14 protein-coding genes are annotated in these 16,647 nt (G+C 67.7%); 6 read left to right on the forward strand and 8 right to left on the reverse strand.

Annotated elements, in window-relative coordinates; translation table 11 throughout:
* Positions 1 to 8: 8 nt before the first annotated feature.
* From O4H32_RS04805 to O4H32_RS04820, 4 genes are read right to left on the reverse strand one after another with little or no spacing between them, the layout of a single operon-like run.
* Entirely contained in the window at positions 9 to 671 is a 663-nt protein-coding gene (locus O4H32_RS04805) for a protein-methionine-sulfoxide reductase heme-binding subunit MsrQ (RefSeq protein WP_269357213.1), read from the reverse strand.
* Positions 671 to 1,633 carry a protein-methionine-sulfoxide reductase catalytic subunit MsrP gene (gene msrP / locus O4H32_RS04810; RefSeq protein ID WP_269357215.1) on the reverse strand — a complete coding sequence of 321 codons (963 nt, stop codon included), beginning with the start codon at positions 1,631 to 1,633 and terminating at the stop codon, positions 671 to 673. The genes O4H32_RS04805 and msrP overlap by 1 nt, the downstream gene beginning before the upstream one ends.
* A 33-nt stretch (positions 1,634 to 1,666) precedes the next feature.
* A complete protein-coding gene (locus O4H32_RS04815) occupies positions 1,667 to 2,383 on the reverse strand; it encodes an HAD-IA family hydrolase (RefSeq protein WP_269357217.1) in 717 nt (238 codons plus the stop codon).
* Positions 2,380 to 3,354, reverse strand: a complete 975-nt coding sequence (locus O4H32_RS04820; RefSeq protein ID WP_407932614.1) for an RluA family pseudouridine synthase — start codon at positions 3,352 to 3,354, stop codon at positions 2,380 to 2,382. Before O4H32_RS04820 ends, O4H32_RS04815 begins: the two co-directional genes overlap by 4 nt.
* A gap of 467 nt (positions 3,355 to 3,821) precedes the next feature.
* On the opposite strand from O4H32_RS04820, the gene O4H32_RS04825 reads away from it, so the two are divergent.
* From O4H32_RS04825 to O4H32_RS04835, 3 genes are all read left to right on the forward strand, one after another.
* Positions 3,822 to 6,800 (forward strand): ribonuclease E/G, encoded by a 2,979-nt coding sequence (locus O4H32_RS04825; protein ID WP_269357221.1) that lies wholly within the window; start codon positions 3,822 to 3,824, stop codon positions 6,798 to 6,800.
* Between the two features lie 207 nt (positions 6,801 to 7,007).
* On the forward strand, positions 7,008 to 7,673 hold the full coding sequence (locus O4H32_RS04830; RefSeq protein WP_269357223.1) for a DUF1007 family protein: 666 nt from the start codon (positions 7,008 to 7,010) through the stop codon (positions 7,671 to 7,673).
* Positions 7,664 to 8,656 carry a nickel/cobalt transporter gene (locus O4H32_RS04835; RefSeq protein ID WP_269357225.1) on the forward strand — a complete coding sequence of 331 codons (993 nt, stop codon included), beginning with the start codon at positions 7,664 to 7,666 and terminating at the stop codon, positions 8,654 to 8,656. The genes O4H32_RS04830 and O4H32_RS04835 overlap by 10 nt, the downstream gene beginning before the upstream one ends.
* A 213-nt stretch (positions 8,657 to 8,869) precedes the next feature.
* Here the strand turns inward: O4H32_RS04835 and accD are convergent, their stop codons facing one another.
* From accD to O4H32_RS04855, 4 genes are all read right to left on the reverse strand, one after another.
* Positions 8,870 to 9,748, reverse strand: coding sequence for an acetyl-CoA carboxylase, carboxyltransferase subunit beta (gene accD, locus O4H32_RS04840; RefSeq protein ID WP_269357227.1), 879 nt, complete (start codon positions 9,746 to 9,748; stop codon positions 8,870 to 8,872).
* Positions 9,749 to 9,750: 2 nt separating this feature from the next.
* Positions 9,751 to 10,581, reverse strand: a complete 831-nt coding sequence (trpA, locus tag O4H32_RS04845) for a tryptophan synthase subunit alpha (RefSeq protein WP_269357228.1) — start codon at positions 10,579 to 10,581, stop codon at positions 9,751 to 9,753.
* Positions 10,582 to 10,592: 11 nt separating this feature from the next.
* Positions 10,593 to 11,807, reverse strand: a complete 1,215-nt coding sequence (trpB, locus tag O4H32_RS04850) for a tryptophan synthase subunit beta (RefSeq protein ID WP_269357229.1) — start codon at positions 11,805 to 11,807, stop codon at positions 10,593 to 10,595.
* 71 nt (positions 11,808 to 11,878) lie between these two features.
* Positions 11,879 to 14,077, reverse strand: a complete 2,199-nt coding sequence (locus O4H32_RS04855; RefSeq protein WP_269357231.1) for a RelA/SpoT family protein — start codon at positions 14,075 to 14,077, stop codon at positions 11,879 to 11,881.
* A gap of 104 nt (positions 14,078 to 14,181) precedes the next feature.
* Between O4H32_RS04855 and O4H32_RS04860 the strand changes: the two genes are divergently transcribed.
* From O4H32_RS04860 to O4H32_RS04870, 3 genes are all read left to right on the forward strand, one after another.
* Complete coding sequence (locus O4H32_RS04860) at positions 14,182 to 14,685, forward strand: flavodoxin family protein (RefSeq protein ID WP_269357233.1); 504 nt, start codon at positions 14,182 to 14,184, stop codon at positions 14,683 to 14,685.
* 169 nt (positions 14,686 to 14,854) lie between these two features.
* Complete coding sequence (gene fdxA / locus O4H32_RS04865) at positions 14,855 to 15,181, forward strand: ferredoxin FdxA (protein WP_269357235.1); 327 nt, start codon at positions 14,855 to 14,857, stop codon at positions 15,179 to 15,181.
* Between the two features lie 223 nt (positions 15,182 to 15,404).
* Positions 15,405 to 16,622: a polyhydroxyalkanoate depolymerase gene (locus O4H32_RS04870; protein WP_269357237.1), complete on the forward strand. Its 1,218-nt coding sequence runs from the start codon at positions 15,405 to 15,407 to the stop codon at positions 16,620 to 16,622.
* Positions 16,623 to 16,647: the final 25 nt, after the last annotated feature.

Below are 16,647 nucleotides of genomic sequence, written 5' to 3' on the forward strand. Positions count from 1 at the left end.
CCCTCCGCTCAGCCCGGTCCGGCATGCCGATCCCGCCCGGTCACGCGCCGGCCGCGCCACCACGCCGGCAGTCGCGCGGCCAGCAGCAACCCCAGCGCCAGGGCGTACAGACGCGGTTCCAGAAAATCGTTCTTGCCCGCCCGCATCCAGTCGAAATGCAATGCCGACAGGATGGCGGCCGGGTAGACCAGCGCATGCAGACGTTTCCAGCCGCGTCCCAGGCGGCGCATCCACCCATGTGTGGACGTCACCGCCAGAGGAATCAGGCACAGCACGGCCAACGCGCCCACTCCGATGAAATCGCGCCGCCAGAGATCGGCCCACATCGAGGCCGGTATCCAGCCCCGGTCCCAGGCCGCCCATGCAAGGACATGCAGCACCGTATAGAAAAAAGCGTACAAACCCAGTTTGCGCCGATGGCGCAACAGGCCGGACCAGCCCAGCCGGCGCGCGGGCGTCACGGACAGGGTTGCCCACAGCAGCACCAGCGCCCAGAGGCCGGAGGAGCGGATCAGGAATTCCTGCGGATTGACGCCCAGCCCTCCCGTCGTGCCCAGCACGATCCAGCGCAGCAAAGGGAACAGGCCGCAGATATGGACGCAGGCGCCCAGAACCCATCCACCACCCGGACGCGGGCGGCGAGCGGCTGCGGCGATGGGATGCGCGCCCATCAGAAATGACGCGCCAGATCCATGCCCGCGTACAACCCGGCCACCGATTCGGCGTAGCCGTTGAAGGGCCGGGTCGGCAGACGGGGCGCAAACCAGCCAGTCCCGATACGATGCTCGGTTTCCTGGCTCCAGCGGGGATGCGGCACCGACGGATTGACGTTGGCGTAAAAGCCGTATTCGCGCGGCGCGGCGCGCATCCAGCTGGTGACGGGCGGCTCCGCCTGCAGGCGGATGCCGACCAGTGACTTGGCCGATTTGAAACCGTATTTCCAGGGCACGACCACTCGCAGGGGCGCGCCGTTCTGCGCCGGCAGGGCGCGGCCGTAGACACCGAAGGTCAGCAGCGCCAGCGGATGCATGGCCTCGTCCATGCGCAGGCCTTCGACATAGGGCCAATCCAGGATGCCCGCCGACACACCGGGCATGGCGTCGGGCTGCACCGCCGTCGTGAACACCACGTAGCGTGCGTCCGCCGTCGGCTCGACCTGCCGCAGCAGATGGGACAGAGAATAGCCGGTCCAGGGCACCACCATGGACCAGGCTTCGACGCAGCGCAGCCGGTAGACGCGCTCCTCGAGCGGCGCCAGGCGCCGCAGCGTGTCCAGGTCCAGGGTCATGGGCTTGCGCACGGTCCCGTCGATCCGCACCGTCCAGGGGTCCAGACGCATCCGCCCCGCGTATTCGGCCGGGTCGCCCTTGCCGGTCCCGAACTCGTAGAAATTGTTGTAAGTGGTGATATCCCGCCACGTGTTGGGCGGCTCGTCGGTCGACCAGCGGGCATCGCGCGGCGCTTTGAGCGGGGGACCCGTGGGTCCGTCGGCGTCGGCCGCCCGGGCCAGGCCGCCCGCGCCCAGCGCCAGCGAGCCCAGGGCCGCCTGCTGCAACCAGCGCCGCCGGGAACGCCAGACGGGTTCGGGGGTGATCTCGGAGGACCGGATGCCGATTTCCCAAGGTGCGCGCATGATGAAACCCACTGGATTGCGAAGCAATTAAATTTAGACCGTCTGCTGCGGAAAAAGTTCGGCGGCGCTCCGGCCCGCGCGCGCCCGGACCCAGGCCTGCATGTCGGCCACCGTGGCCGCGAGCGCGGTCGGCCGGGCCGATTCCAGCAGGGCCGGCGCATGCGCGCCGTAGGCGACCGCCAGACTGTCCACCCCGGCTGCCCGCGCCATGAGCACATCGTGGGTGGTGTCGCCCACCATCAGCACCGAATCCGGCGCCAGGTCCAGCTCGCTCAGCAACTGAAGCAACATGTCCGGATCCGGCTTGCCGCGCGCCTCGTCGACCGTGCGCGTGGCATGGAACAGATCGCACAGGCCCAGCCGCTCGATCGACTCGTCCAGACCGCGCCGGCTCTTGCCCGTGGCCACCCCCAGGACCGCCCCGCCCGCGCTCAGATCGCGCAACAGGCCCGCCTGGCCTTCGAACAGATGCATTTCGTGCTGCAGCGCCATGAAATGCGCGCGGTAGCGGTCGACGAAAGCGTCCACGCGACCGGCCTCCAGATCGGGCACCAGGCGATACAGGGCCGCCTGCAACGACAATCCGATGACCCAGCCGGCTTCTTCGCGGGACGGCTCGCGCAGCCCCAGATCCCGGCAGGCGCCCAGCAGCGCCCCGACGATGTGATGCGTGGAATCCAGCAGCGTGCCATCCCAGTCGAAGATCACGGCGCGATAGTGTTTTTGCGGCGGGGTCGGGGATGTCGTCATGGGTGGAGATGCTCCAGGTGATCCAGCAGCGCCCGGCAGGCGGGCGGCAGCGGGGATTCGAAGACCAGGGGTTCGCCGGACACAGGATGGGGAATCTCCAGCCAGTGCGCATGCAGGAACATGCGCCGGAACCCATGGACGGCCAGGGCGGCGCGCACGGCGTCCGGCCCGTATTTTTCGTCGCCCGCGATCGGGTGCCCCTGGGACGCCAGGTGCACCCGGATCTGGTGGGTTCGCCCCGTGCGCAGTTCGGCCCCCACGAGGGAATAGCGTCCGGCATAGCGGCGTTGCAGCGTGACGATGGTGTGGGCGGGCTTGCCCAGGGCATCGACGCGCACCCGGCGTTCGCCGTCCGGCGTCAGATACTTGAGCAGGGGCAGGCGGATGTGCTGGCGATCGTTGACCCAGTCGCCCACGACCAGGGCCAAGTAGTGCTTGCGGCCCCGGCTCTCGCGCATCATGTCGTGCAGGGCCACCAGGGCCTTGCGGCTGCGCGCCACCATCAGCACACCCGAGGTTTCCCGATCCAGACGATGCGCCAGTTCCAGCAGCCGCTCGTCCGGCCGCGCCGCGCGCAATTGCTCGATCACGCCGAAAGAGACCCCGCTGCCGCCATGCACGGCCACCCCGGCGGGCTTGTCGATCACCAGCAGATGGGCGTCTTCGTACAACACGGGGAAGGCGGCCGGCGGCACCGGCGGCGCGGCGCCGGGCGCAGGCAGGCGCAGCGGCGGGACGCGCACCGTGTCGCCGGAAGCCAGGCGGGTCTCCGCGCGGCAACGGCCCTTGTTGACCCGTACCTGGCCGTCGCGGATGGCCTTGTAGACATGGCTCTTGGGCACGCCTTTGCAGATCCGCAACAGGAAATTGTCCAGTCGCTGTCCCTCGTGCTCGTCCCCCACGACCACATGGCGGACGGCCGGCGGCGAAGCGGAGACATCAACAATTTTGCGCATAGGGAAAAGCGGCATATAATCGCAACAGCCCATAGAGGCTGGAAACCGCCGGGCGTAGAGACGCAATGGATGCATCTCCGTCGGGCAGCAGGGACCCCATTGTACTGCCTCACTTCCAGCCTCCAGGTCCTTGGTCGCCGGCTCCGTTCCGATTCCTTCCCCCGCATGCTATCGCCGGGCGCTGGAATCGAAGTCAGGCCGCGTACGACGCCGCAGATTCTGCTCGCTCTTCCGCACCGGACGCGGCCCATGGCCTGCGTCCGCCGTTCACAGCAATCATTTCGTCAATCACGCATCGTGCCCTTGACCCTCCTGCTGACAGAACCCCGCGCCCAACGGCGCACCGTGCCCCCTCCCCAGGAGACCGGCGCGGCCTGACCTCGTCAGCGCACCGATCCCCTCGCAGACTGCCGCATCGCACACCGAGTGACCCGTGGCCGTGCGCCGAATCCGGCGCACCCTGACTACGGAGAAACCCACTCATGAAACGCATGCTGTTCAATGCGACGCACCAAGAAGAATTACGCGTCGCGATTGTCGATGGCCAGAAGCTGATCGATCTGGACATCGAGACCGCCGGGCGCGAACAGCGCAAAGGCAACATCTACAAGGGCGTCATCACCCGGATCGAACCGGGCCTGGAGGCCTGCTTCGTCAACTACGGGGAAGACCGCCACGGCTTCCTGCCCTTCAAGGAAGTCGCCCGCACCTACTTCAAGGAAGGCGTGGACGTACGCAGCGCCCGCATCCAGGACGCCCTGTCCGAAGGCCAGGAACTCATCATCCAGGTCGAAAAGGAAGAGCGCGGCAACAAGGGCGCTGCCCTGACCACCTTCATCTCCCTGGCCGGCCGCTATCTGGTCCTGATGCCCAACAATCCGCGTGGCGGCGGCGTGTCGCGCCGCGTCGAGGGCGAAGACCGCCAGGAACTGCGCGAGGCCATGGACCAGCTGGAAATCCCGGCCGGCATGAGCATGATCGCCCGCACCGCGGGCATCGGCCGCAGCGTCGAGGAACTGCAATGGGACCTGAACTACCTGCTGCAGCTCTGGACCGCCATCGATGCCGCCGCGCGCGAAAACAAGGCGCCGATCCTGATCTACCTGGAATCCAGCCTGGTCATCCGCGCCATCCGCGATTATTTCTCGCCGGAAATCGGTGAAATCCTGATCGACACGGACGACATCCACGACCAGGCGACCGCTTTCATGAGCGTGGTCATGCCCGACAACGTCAATCGCGTGAAACGCTACCGCGACGACGTGCCCCTGTTCTCGCGCTTCCAGATCGAGCACCAGATCGAGACCGCCTATTCGCGCACGGTCACGCTGCCCTCGGGTGGCGCCATCGTGATCGACCACACCGAGGCCCTGGTGGCGGTGGACGTCAACTCTGCGCGTTCGACGCGCGGCGCCGACATCGAGGAAACCGCCCTGCGCACCAACCAGGAAGCGGCCGACGAAGTCGCCCGCCAACTGCGCCTGCGCGACCTGGGCGGCCTGATCGTGATCGACTTCATCGACATGGAGGACAGCAAGAACCAGCGCGCCGTCGAGCAGCGCCTGCGCGATGCCCTGCACTTCGACCGCGCCCGCGTCCAGATGGGCAAGATCTCCCGCTTCGGCCTGATGGAATTGTCCCGCCAGCGCCTGCGTCCCGCCCTGAACGAAGGCTCGCACGTCACCTGCCCGCGCTGCACCGGCACCGGCGTGATCCGCGACGCGGAATCCAGCGCCCTGCACGTGCTGCGCCTGCTCCAGGAAGAAGCCATGAAGGAAGGCACGGCCGCCCTGCACGCCCAGGTGCCGGTCGACGTCGCCACCTTCCTGCTCAACGAAAAACGCCGCGACATCAGCCAGATCGAATCCCGCCTGAAGGTCAACCTGGTCCTGATCCCGAACAAGTCCCTGGAAACCCCGCACCACCACATCGAGCGCCTGCGCCACGACGACCCGCGACTGGACGAGAACAAGACCAGCTTCGAGCTCGCCCAGGAACCCGAGGACAAGCTCGTCTGGCAGCCGAACAAGGCCCAGGAAGCCAAATCCCGGCCCGAGGCCCTGGTCAAGGGCATCCAGCCCGCTCAGCCTGCTCCGGCCCACGTGGAACGCCCCCCCCGCGCCACCGAAGCCGCCACCTCCGCGGCGGCACCGGCCGCGCCCCAGGGCGGCCTGCTCAAGCGGCTGTTTGGCTGGCTCACCGGCTCGACCACCGAAACAGCCACCCCCGCCGCCCAGGCGGCCGCAGCCACCCCGTCCCGCGAGTCCGGCGACGGCCGTCGGCGCGGTGCCTCCGGTCGCAATGGCGGACGCCGGGGCGAACGCCGCCAGGACGGTTCCCGAGGCGAACGCGCCGGCCGTTCCGAACGCAACGAACGGGGCGACCGCCCGGAGCGTGCTGAACGCGCCGACCGTGCTGAACGGGCGGAAGGCCGCCCCTCTTCGCGCCGTGAACGCACGGCCACCGAGAGCGCGCCGGCCAACCAGACCGACACCCCGGTCGCCGAAGTCCAGAATGACGCCGCCGAGCCGCGCCGCAGCCGCAACCGCCGCGGCCGCGGCCGCAACCGCACCGAGGAATCCAACGTCCAGTCGGCCGAAACGATCGCAGTCCAGGCCGGTGAAATGACCGCCACCCAGGCTGACGAGACGGCTGACGTCCAGGCCCCGGTCCAGGTCCGTCACGGCTCGAACAACCCCTACGGCCTGCCGGACGCGCCGCAAGCCCCGGCCGCCGAACCGCAGGACGATGACGCCGCAGTTGCCGGTCCGGCCGTGGATGCCGATGCCGACACCGACCTGGACACCCCGGATCCGGAACGCAAGCGCCGTCGTCGTCGCGGCCGCCGCGGCCGCCGCAGCGGCGACGCCGCCGATACCGGCTCCACCACCGAGGACACCTCGGCCGAAGACGAGTCGTCGAGCCTCGAAACGCACGAAACGCCCCGTTTCGACCCCGAGGCGCTGGCGGCTGAAAGCCCGGCCGCCATCCAGTCCATGCCGGCCATGTCCGCCGATGAACCGGTCACGCCGATTCAGACCCCGGTCCAGGCGGAGCAAGCCGCGCCCAGGTCCATCGTGAGCGACGAAACGCCTCGCGAGACGCCCGAGGAAACGGCACCGACCGCTCCCCCGGCGGCCGAGCCCGCCGCGCGGACCGAGGACGACACGGCCGCGCCGGTCCCGGCCCAGGTGGCGTTGGAAGCCACGCCGGAAACGACGGAACCCGCCCCCGCGATCGAGGCGCCGGCCCCCGTGGCCGCCTCGACGACTTCGGCCACGCCCCAGCCGATCGCCCTGCCCTCGGACGAATCCCTGCAAGCCGCCGGCATGCAGATGATCGAGACCCGCGCCAGCGCGCCCTACGCGCCGCCCGCGCCGCCCAAACCCCTGGGTCGCGTACGCAAGCCGGTCGCCCAGTCGCAGAGCGAACCGCTGCAGCAGGTCGAAACCTCGCACTGACACGGCGCCGGGGCTCCATGAGCCCCGGCCCGATCGCCATGAAAAGCGCCCGCTGCCAAATCTTCAGTACAGACATGCAGCGGCGCGAAAGGTATTGTGGGCCAATAAGTTAGGCTAAAAACCGACCATCGCGGGCTTCCTCGGTTTTTGGGGCTAGATGCCACATGGGCGCTTTGCAGTTGCAAGCGGAAATCAAGACTCGGAATCATGCCCACCCGATTGTTCACCGCACGCCCACGGCGTTTTCTGATCGGCCTGCTGGGTGTGGCCTGCCTCGCGCAGGTTTCCCTGCCCGCACGGGCGCACCCGCACGCATGGATCGGTGTGCAAAGTACAGCCGTATTGTCACCCGATGGCACATTCGCCACGATCAAGGAACAGTGGCTCTTCGATGAAATATACAGTGCAGCCATCATGGATGGCATGGCGGCCGACAGTCCCTCCGGACAGGCCACGGTGCGTGAGTATGCCGCCATGGTCATCGAAAACCTGAAGTCCTATGATTACTTCACGAAAATCACGGTCGATGGCAAGCCCATCCACCTGGATCAGGCCAGCGAATTCGCAGGCACGATGCAAGGCAACCAGTTGCTGCTGACGTTCACCGCGCCGCTGAGCCAACCGGTGGACCCCGTCGCCCACCAGGTGACGTACGCCATCTATGACCCCAGCTATTTCATCCAGATGACGCACCGTCCCGAACAGCCGCCCGTGATCGAAGGCCGGGCCAGGCAGGCCTGCCGCCTGCGCGTTGCCGCGCCGAACCCGACGCCCGAAGACATCGCCCGGGCCTATGCGCTGGATCGCGGCGCACAGGCCGAAGACGGCCTCGGGGATCTGTTCGCCGAAACAGTTCACTTCCAATGCGGATAGGCGGCGTCCGGGGGATCGGCGTCCTGGCGGCAGCGTGCCTGACCGTCGGACTGGCGCTCGCGGTCTGGTTCTTGATCGATGCGCAGGGCTGGTGGGCCAGCGCCCTGATCCGGATCATGTCCGCACAGGCCGGCCTGCACCAGCAACTGGCGCAGGCGATGCGCGAAGTCGGTCACGAAGGCTGGATCGCCGCCGCGCCGCTCATCGGCCTGAGTGCTCTCTATGGCGTATTCCACGCGGCGGGGCCTGGGCACGGCAAAGCCGTGGTGACGGCCTACCTGGGCACCCGCCAGGCACATCCAAGGCAAGGTCTGCTGCTGGCCACCCTGGCCGCCCTGGTACAGGGCGCAGTCGCCGTGCTGCTGGTGGAAGTCGTGGCGAATCTGCTGGACCTCTCGCTGCGCCACGCCCAGCGCGCCGGCGCGCAGATGGAAAATCTCAGCTTCGCCCTGGTCGCCCTGCTAGGCGCCGTGCTCGCCCTCAAAGGCGCGACAGCCTTGTACCGGCGATGGCAGTGGTGGCGGTCGCACACCGGATCGGCCGGGCTTTTCACGGCCGGCGCCGGCATGCGGGCCTATTGCGCGGACTGCGGCTCGCTGCATCGCCTGGCGGCGACGCACGACAAGACTTCACTGAACTGGCGCGAAGGCCTGCCCGTAGCCCTGGTGATCGGTGCGCGGCCTTGTACCGGTGCGATCCTGGTGTTGCTGGCCGCCTACCCCCTGGGTCTGCGCTGGGCCGGGATCGCGGCCGTGATGGCCATGTCGGTCGGCACCGCCCTCACGGTGAGCCTGATCGCCGTGGGCGCCGTCTCGGCCCGAACGGGCATTCTCCGCGCCCTGGGGCGCACCGGCGGCGTCCGCTCGAACCGGATGCGCGTCGGTCTCGAAATCCTGGGGCTGCTGGGCGGCCTGTTCATCTGCCTGCTCGGCTTGGGGCTGCTTCAGCAAGCCCTGCGCACACCAGCGCACCCCCTGCTGTAGCCACGCGCAAGGCGCTCGAACAGGCTGACGCCACAACGGTCGACCGGATCCGCAAGGAACTCGATGCGACCGTGCGCTTCAGCGCGCACGACGTCAATCCGCCGCTGGGCGTGCTGATCAGGTCCCGTCCCTGGGCAACGTGTCCACGTCGGTTGGAAACCGGCCCTGAAACTCACGGTTTCGGGCTTTTTGCATGACGGTCTCGTCGGGGGATCAGGCCGCTTTCACGACCTCGATCGGCTGGCGCGTGAACAGCGCCAGCAGGTGCGCCAGTTCGGACTGCATTTCACGGCGGTCGACCACGCGGTCGATAGCGCCTTTTTCCAGCAGGAATTCGGCGCGCTGGAAGCCTTCCGGGAGCTTTTCGCGCACGGTCTGCTCGATCACGCGCGGGCCGGCGAAGCCGATCAGGGCATTGGGCTCGGCCAGCACCACGTCACCCATGAAGGCGAAGGAGGCCGACACGCCGCCCATCGTCGGATCGGTCAGGACGCTGATGAACGGCAGACCGGCCTCGGACAGTTGGTGCAGCATGGCGGTGGTCTTGGCCATCTGCATCAGGGAAAACAGGGATTCCTGCATGCGCGCGCCGCCCGAGGACGACACGCAGACGAAAGGCAACCGCCGGTCGATCGACTCCTGGACGCCACGGGCGAAGCGTTCGCCCACCACCGAGCCCATCGAGCCCCCCATGAAGGCGAACTCGAAGCACGCCAGCACCGTCGGAACCGACAGCACCGTGCCGCTCATCACCACCATCGCCTCGGTTTCGCCGGTCTGCTTGACGGCCTCGGCCACGCGTTCCGGGTATTTGCGCGAATCCTTGAACTTCAACGGATCCATGGGGCGTGTCTGGGCGCCGATTTCCACGCGGCCATCCGGATCCAGCAGCGCGTCGATGCGCGCCCGGGCGCCGATGCGCATGTGATGGCTGCATTTGGGGCAGACATTCAAGGTCGCCTGCAGGTCTTCCTTGTACAGGACCGATTCGCAGGACGGACACTTGACCCACAGGCCCTCGGGCACTCGCTTGGAGGCCGAATCGCCACTGCGGTTGATGCGTGGGGGGAGGATCTTTTCAAACCAGCTCATGGTCAACCTTGTTTTCTGATGGGTTCGATGGCCTGGCGCACCTGGGCCAGCCATTGGGCCGCCGCGCCGATGGCGGCCTGAGGACCGTCGCTCAGCGACGCCTCCTCGATGATCTGAATGAGTCTGCTGCCGATCACCACGGCGTCGGCGTGCCGCGCCACGCGCGCAGCGCTGTCGGCGTCGCGGATGCCGAAACCCACGCCCACGGGGATGCGCACGTGACGGCGGATGTCGGTCAGGCGACGCGCCACCTCGTCGGTGTCCAGATTGCCGGCCCCGGTCACACCCTTGAGCGAGACGTAATAGACGTAGCCCCGCGCCAGGCGGGCGACTTCGCGGATGCGGGACTCGGCGGAAGTCGGCGCCAGCAGGTAGATGGGATCCAGACCCGCCTGCCCCAACAGGGCGGCGAATCCGGCGGATTCCTCGGGTGTGTAATCGACGACCAGCACACCGTCCACGCCCGCCTCGGCGGCCCGCCGCGCGAAAGCCTCCTGGCCCATGCATTCGACAGGATTGGCGTAGCCCATCAGGACCACCGGCGTCTCGGTATCCTGACGGCGGAATTCGGCGACGATGTCCAGCACCGAGCCCAGGCCGACACCCGCGGCGATGGCGCGTTCACCAGCCTGCTGGATCACCGGGCCGTCGGCCATGGGATCGGAGAACGGCACGCCCAGTTCGATCACGTCGGCGCCGGCGGCCGCCAGGGCATGCATCAGCGCGGGCGTGGACGCCACCAGGGGGTCGCCCGCCGTCACGTAGGGAATCAGGGCCGCCCGCCCCCCCAGGGAGGCGAAGCGGGCCGCCAGGCGGGCATTCGAAACAGTCATGGGGTCATTCCTCAGAGCGTAATGCCGCTGTATTCGGCCACGGTGTGCATGTCCTTGTCGCCCCGGCCGGACAGATTGACCAGGATGATCCGGTCGCGCGGCAGCGTCGGGGCGAGCTTCGCCGCATGGGCGATGGCATGCGAGGACTCCAGGGCGGGCATGATGCCTTCGATGCGGCAACAATCGTGGAAAGCGGCCAGGGCTTCCTGGTCGGTGACGCCGACGTACTGCGCGCGCCCGCTGTCGTGCAGCCAGGCGTGTTCCGGCCCCACGCCAGGGTAATCCAGCCCGGCGGACACGGAGTGGGTCTCAGTGATCTGGCCATGCTCGTCCTGGAGCAGGTAGGTGCGGTTGCCGTGCAACACGCCGACCACGCCGCGACTCAGAGACGCCGCGTGACGGCCCGTGTCCAGGCCCTCGCCGGCGGCTTCGACACCGATCAGCTGGACGGATTCGTCCTCGATGTAAGGATGGAAGATGCCGATGGCGTTGGATCCGCCGCCCACGGAAGCGATCACGTAGTCCGGCTGTCGGCCCGCGTCGCGCGGCATCTGTTCGCGGCATTCCCGTCCGATGATGGTCTGGAAGTCGCGCACCATCCGGGGATAGGGATCGGGGCCGGCCACGGTGCCGATGATGTAGAAGGTGTCCTCCACATGGGTGACCCAGTCGCGCATGGCCTCGTTCAGGGCGTCCTTCAGGGTGCGCGAACCGGATTCGACGGGCACCACCCGGGCGCCCAGCAACTTCATGCGGTAGACGTTCGACGCCTGGCGGCGCACGTCCTCGCTGCCCATGTAGACCACGCACTCCATGCCATAGCGCGCCGCCACGGTGGCGGTGGCCACCCCGTGCTGGCCCGCCCCGGTCTCGGCGATCACGCGCGGTTTTCCCATGCGCTTGGCGAGCAGGGCCTGGCCGATGCAGTTGTTGATCTTGTGGGCGCCGGTATGGTTCAGGTCTTCGCGCTTGAACCAGATCTGTGCGCCACCCAATTGATCGGACCAGCGCCGGGCATGGTAGACCGGACTGGGCCGGCCGACGAAGTGTTCCAGCTCGTAGGCGAATTCGCGCTGAAATTCAGGATCGTCGCGATAGCGCGCATACGCCTCGCGCAGCGCATCCAGGGCGTGCACGAGTGTTTCGGCAACGAATGAACCGCCAAACTTCCCGAAATGCCCCTGGGCATCCGGCAGATGATAGGGTTTCAAAGTCCAGTCTCGCATCAAGGGCGCCGCCCGGGGTTTCCCAGCGGCGCGCACGGGCCAAACGGCCATTTTAGCAGCCTAAGATCCGATCACTGCCGCCCCGCCTGGACCCCGGGCAGTTCGTTGATGGCGGCCAGCGCCTGGCGGATCTGCTCGCCATCGCGGACTTCGACGGTGAAGACCATGTGCGCCAGCGAGCGGCGGCTGTGCGTCGTGACGCGCACCACCCGCAGGCGCAGGCGCGCGAAGACTTCGGACAGATCGCGCAGCAGGTTGGGCCGGTCCTGGGCGTGGATGGACAAGTCCACGGGATACATGGCCTGGGCGGTCTGGCCCCAGGCGACCTCGATGCAGCGTTCCGGATGGCGCTGTGCCAGGACCGCCCAGGAAGGGCAGTCGCGACGGTGGATGGACACCCCTCGACCCCGCGTGACGAAACCCTCGATGACGTCGGGCGGCACGGGCCGGCAGCAACGCGCCAGCTGCGTCATCAGGGAATCGACCCCCACCACCAACACCCCGCTCTTGCCCGTGCGGGCGACGCTGCCGACGTCGCTGGCGTAGACGCGGGCCTCGTCCGGCTGTTCACGGGCCGGCTCGGGATCGCGCAGCGCGTGATCGATCTGCCGCAGGCTGAATTCCTCCTTGGCCGCCGCGACGTACAGGTCATCGGCGCGGGCGAAGCCCAACTGCTGGGCCAGGTGTTCCTGGTTGACGGCGGTCCGCCCCAGGCGCTGCAGTTCCTTTTCGACCAGGCTCTGGCCCTGGGAGATGCGCTGCTGCAGTTCGACCGCATTGAACCAGGCCCGGACCTTGGCCCGGGCGCGCGGACTGGCCAGGTAGCCCAGTTGGGGATTGAGCCAGTCGCGGGAAGGACCGCCGGACTTGGCGGCGGTGATTTCCACGGTCTGCCCCGTACGCAAGGGCGTGGACAGGGGCACGATCTGGCCGTCCACCCGGGCGCCCCGGCAGCGGTGGCCAAGGTCGGTATGCAGCAGATAGGCGAAATCCACCGGTGTGGAGCCCGCGGGCAGTTCCAGCACGCGCGCCTGGGGCGTCATCACATAGATGCGCGCATCCGGGGGCGTCGCGCCGGACGCCGGCGCCGTGCCGCCCTCGTCCTTCCAGGACAGCAACTGGCGCATCCAGGCGATCTTCTGGTCGTATTCCCCGGCGGCCGACACCTGGCCGCCCCGGGCGCCGGCTTCCTTGTAGCGCCAGTGGGCCGCCATTCCGTATTCGGCGAAATGATGCATGTCGCGGGTGCGGATCTGGACCTCGAAGGCGCGGCCCTCGGCATCGGCCACCACGGTGTGCAGGGAACGATAGCCGTTGGGCTTGGGGCGGGCGATGTAGTCGTCGAACTCCTCGGGCACCGGCGTCCACAGCGCATGCACCAGGGCCAGCGCGGCATAGCAGGCCCGCTCATCCTCGACAATCAGCCGCAGGGCGCGCAGATCGAACAACTGGTGGAATTCCAGGTGCTTGATGCGCATTTTGTTCCAGATGCTGTAGATGTGCTTGGGCCGGCCGCTGAGTTCGGCCCGGATCCCGGCCTCGGCCAGCGCCGCCCGCAGGCGCGCCATCACGGCCTCGATGAAGCTCTCTCGCTCGGCGCGCTTTTCCTCGAGCTGGCGGGCGATGGTCTTGTAGGTGTCGGGCTGCAGAAAACGGAACGACAGATCCTCCATTTCCCATTTCAACTGCCAGATCCCGAGCCGATTGGCCAGCGGCGTGTACAACGCCATGGTTTCCCGGGCGAACTCAGGCGGACAGGGCGTGCGGCTGGCCGCGTGCCAGCGCAGCGACTGCAGCCGCGAGGCCAGCCGGATCAGCACGATGCGCAGATCCGCAGCCATGGCCAGCAGCATCTTGCGCTGCATTTCCTTCTGGTCGGTGCCGGACACATCGCCGGCCCGGCCCGCGACGTCGCCCAGGCGCAACAGGGCGCGCACGCCCTGGACCAGGCCGGTGATCTCGGCGCCGAACGCCTTGCGCAGCGGATCGGCGCGCGCCAGTTCGCCCGCCGGCACCGGCTGCACGGCCAGCAGGGCGGCCGCCCGGGTGGGCGCGTCCGAATCAAGGTTCCGCAGGATCAGGACCACGGCGGCGGCGTGCGCATCCAGTGTCTCGCCCGTGCTGGCCCGCGCGCCGCGCAGGGGTTCGCGGACCCAGTCGGCCGCCTCGCGCAGGATCGCCGCATCGGCGTCGGCCAGACCGCCTCGGGCGGCCTGGAACCACTCGGGGTCGAAAGGATCTGCAGAAACGGGCTGCGAAGGAATGCTCATGACGCCGGAACAGGAAAAACGCGGCCTCGTTCGGGCCTTCGGACTTGGAGCCTCTATACTACTTGAGAGCGTACCTCCCCGCAGGAGCGCGCAGGCACACCCCCATGACGACCCAACTGCTGATCATCTGGCATTCCCGTACCGGCGCCGCCCTGCAGATGGCCCGGGCGGCCGCCGCCGGCGCACAGGCCGTGGCCGACGAACTCGGGGCGGGCGACCGTTTCGACCTGCAGGTCCGGCCCGCCGACACCGTGCGGACCGAAAACCTGCTCGCCGCCGACGGCTACCTGTTCGCCGCCCCGGAAAACCTGGCGGCGCTCAGCGGCGCCATGAAGGAATGCCTCGATCGCACCTATTATCATGTGCTGGACCGGCTCAACGGCCGGCCCTACGGCGCCGTCATCACCGCCGGCTCCGACGGCGAGGGCGCCCGCCGGCAGCTGGAACGCATCTGCACCGGCTGGCGTCTGAACCCCATCGCCCCGACCTTGATCGTGCCCATGCGGGCCCAGACGCCCGAGGCGATCCTGGCTTGCAAGACCGTGCCCGACGACTGGCTGGCGCGCGGCGAGGAACTGGGCGGCACCCTGGCCGCCCTGCTGCTGTAAGGCACAGGGCCATTTTCAAATGGTGACATCTCGCCACCTTCCGGCCTGCAGGCCGGCCGGATCCGCATCGCCCCACCTCCCGCACGGACTCTGCGGGTTCTCCCTGATAAATTCGGTAAAATCCCGACAGGCCGTTTCAAGGCCCCGTCTGCAAGCCCGGAGCATCCTCATGACTCACGTCGTCACCGAAAACTGTATCAAGTGCAAATACACCGACTGCGTCGATGTCTGTCCCGTGGACTGTTTCCGCGAAGGGCCGAACTTCCTGGTGATCGACCCCGAGGAATGCATCGACTGCGCCGTCTGTGTGCCCGAATGTCCCGCCAATGCCATCTTCGCCGAGGAAGACGTCCCCCAGGACCAGGTCGACTACATTCCCCTGAACGCCGAACTGTCCCCCCTGTTCGGGCCCATCAACCGATCCGTCAGCCCCCTCGATGGCGCGGACGACTGGAACGGCGTGGCCGACAAGCTCAAATACCTGGAACGCCCCTAGCATCCTGGCCGGCGGGTTCGCGCATTCGGCATCAGACCACCTGCCATCACGCGTCGACGGTCTCCGGACGATCCGTCTGCAAAACCCCACATTCGGCCAGTATATGATCCATATACGGGAAATTCCGGTAGCGCCCTGTCACGATTACCGGTACTTTAGGTCTGGATGACCGATATTCCGGCGCGCGCCCCGCACCGGACCAGACCGACGGGAACGCATACCCATGCTGTACGACCTGCACGAGCTTCAACGCTCAATCCTGGCTCCTTTCACGGCTTTCACTGAAACCGGTTCACACCTGTTTTCCAATCCTTACAGCCCGCTGGCCTATACGCCGCTGTCGCGGCAGTTCGCCGCCGCCTACGAGCTGGCCCACCGCGTGGGCAAGGACTACGAAAAACCCGCCTGGAACCTGCCTTCCACCGAAATCGGCGGACGCGAAGTCGCCGTGTACGAAGACATTGCCCTGGCCCAGCCTTTCTGCCGCCTGGTGCATTTTCGCCGCGACACCCGCCGACACGATCCGCGCGTGCTGCTGGTGGCGCCCCTGTCCGGGCACCATGCCACCCTGCTGCGCGACACGGTGCGCGCCCTGCTGCCCAACCACGAGGTCTACGTCACCGACTGGATCGACGCCCGCATGGTGCCCGCGGCCGATGGCACCTTCGGCCTGGACGACTATGTGCGCTATGTCCAGACCTTTCTGCGCCACCTGGGCCCGGACACCCACGTGATCTCGGTCTGCCAGCCCACGGTGCCGGTCCTGGCCGCCATCTCCCTGCTGGCCGCCGCCGACGACCCCTGTCAGCCGCGCAGCATGGTCATGATGGGCGGCCCCATCGACACGCGCAAATCGCCCACCCAGGTCAACCGCCTGGCCACGACCAAACCCTACGAATGGTTCGAGGACACCCTGATCCACCGGGTCCCTTCCCGCTACCCGGGCGCCGGCCGGCTGGTCTATCCAGGGTTCCTTCAACACGCCGGATTCGTCGCCATGAACCCGGACCGGCACCTGAAATCGCACTACGACTTCTACCTGCACCTGCTGCGCGGCGATGACAGCGACGCCGAAGCGCACCGCCGCTTCTACGACGAATACAATGCCGTGCTGGACATGCCGGCCCGCTTCTACCTGGACACCATCCGGATCGTCTTCCAGGAATTCCGCCTGCCGTGCGGCACCTGGTCGATCGACGGCGAACGGGTCGATCCCGCCGCCATCCGCAAGACCGCGCTGCTGACCATCGAGGGCGAACTGGACGACATTTCGGGCCAGGGCCAGACACACGCCGCGCACGGCCTGTGCGCCAACCTGTCCCCGTCCATGCGGGAAGTCCACACCGCCGCCGATTGCGGCCACTACGGCATCTTCTCGGGACGCCGCTGGCGCCAGCAGATCTGTCCTAAAATAGCGACGTTCATCCGCGCCCATACCTGAGCGCTCCTCTCGCTCGCCTCCGGGG

It is taken from the genome of Castellaniella denitrificans, from assembly GCF_027214045.1.
GTDB lineage: Bacteria > Pseudomonadota > Gammaproteobacteria > Burkholderiales > Burkholderiaceae_B > Castellaniella > Castellaniella denitrificans_A.

Excerpts from the sequence above, each read along its gene's own strand:
- O4H32_RS04825 (WP_269357221.1), top strand. The coding sequence starts at position 3,822 with ATGAAACGCATGCTGTTCAATGCGACGCACCAAGAAGAATTACGCGTC.
- accD (WP_269357227.1), bottom strand. The coding sequence starts at position 9,748 with ATGAGCTGGTTTGAAAAGATCCTCCCCCCACGCATCAACCGCAGTGGC.
- msrP (WP_269357215.1), bottom strand. The coding sequence starts at position 1,633 with ATGCGCGCACCTTGGGAAATCGGCATCCGGTCCTCCGAGATCACCCCC.
- trpB (WP_269357229.1), bottom strand. The coding sequence starts at position 11,807 with ATGCGAGACTGGACTTTGAAACCCTATCATCTGCCGGATGCCCAGGGG.
- O4H32_RS04860 (WP_269357233.1), top strand. The coding sequence starts at position 14,182 with ATGACGACCCAACTGCTGATCATCTGGCATTCCCGTACCGGCGCCGCC.
- trpA (WP_269357228.1), bottom strand. The coding sequence starts at position 10,581 with ATGACTGTTTCGAATGCCCGCCTGGCGGCCCGCTTCGCCTCCCTGGGG.
- O4H32_RS04820 (WP_407932614.1), bottom strand. The coding sequence starts at position 3,354 with ATGCCGCTTTTCCCTATGCGCAAAATTGTTGATGTCTCCGCTTCGCCG.
- fdxA (WP_269357235.1), top strand. The coding sequence starts at position 14,855 with ATGACTCACGTCGTCACCGAAAACTGTATCAAGTGCAAATACACCGAC.
- O4H32_RS04835 (WP_269357225.1), top strand. The coding sequence starts at position 7,664 with ATGCGGATAGGCGGCGTCCGGGGGATCGGCGTCCTGGCGGCAGCGTGC.
- O4H32_RS04815 (WP_269357217.1), bottom strand. The coding sequence starts at position 2,383 with ATGACGACATCCCCGACCCCGCCGCAAAAACACTATCGCGCCGTGATC.
- O4H32_RS04830 (WP_269357223.1), top strand. The coding sequence starts at position 7,008 with ATGCCCACCCGATTGTTCACCGCACGCCCACGGCGTTTTCTGATCGGC.
- O4H32_RS04805 (WP_269357213.1), bottom strand. The coding sequence starts at position 671 with ATGGGCGCGCATCCCATCGCCGCAGCCGCTCGCCGCCCGCGTCCGGGT.
- O4H32_RS04870 (WP_269357237.1), top strand. The coding sequence starts at position 15,405 with ATGCTGTACGACCTGCACGAGCTTCAACGCTCAATCCTGGCTCCTTTC.
- O4H32_RS04855 (WP_269357231.1), bottom strand. The coding sequence starts at position 14,077 with ATGAGCATTCCTTCGCAGCCCGTTTCTGCAGATCCTTTCGACCCCGAG.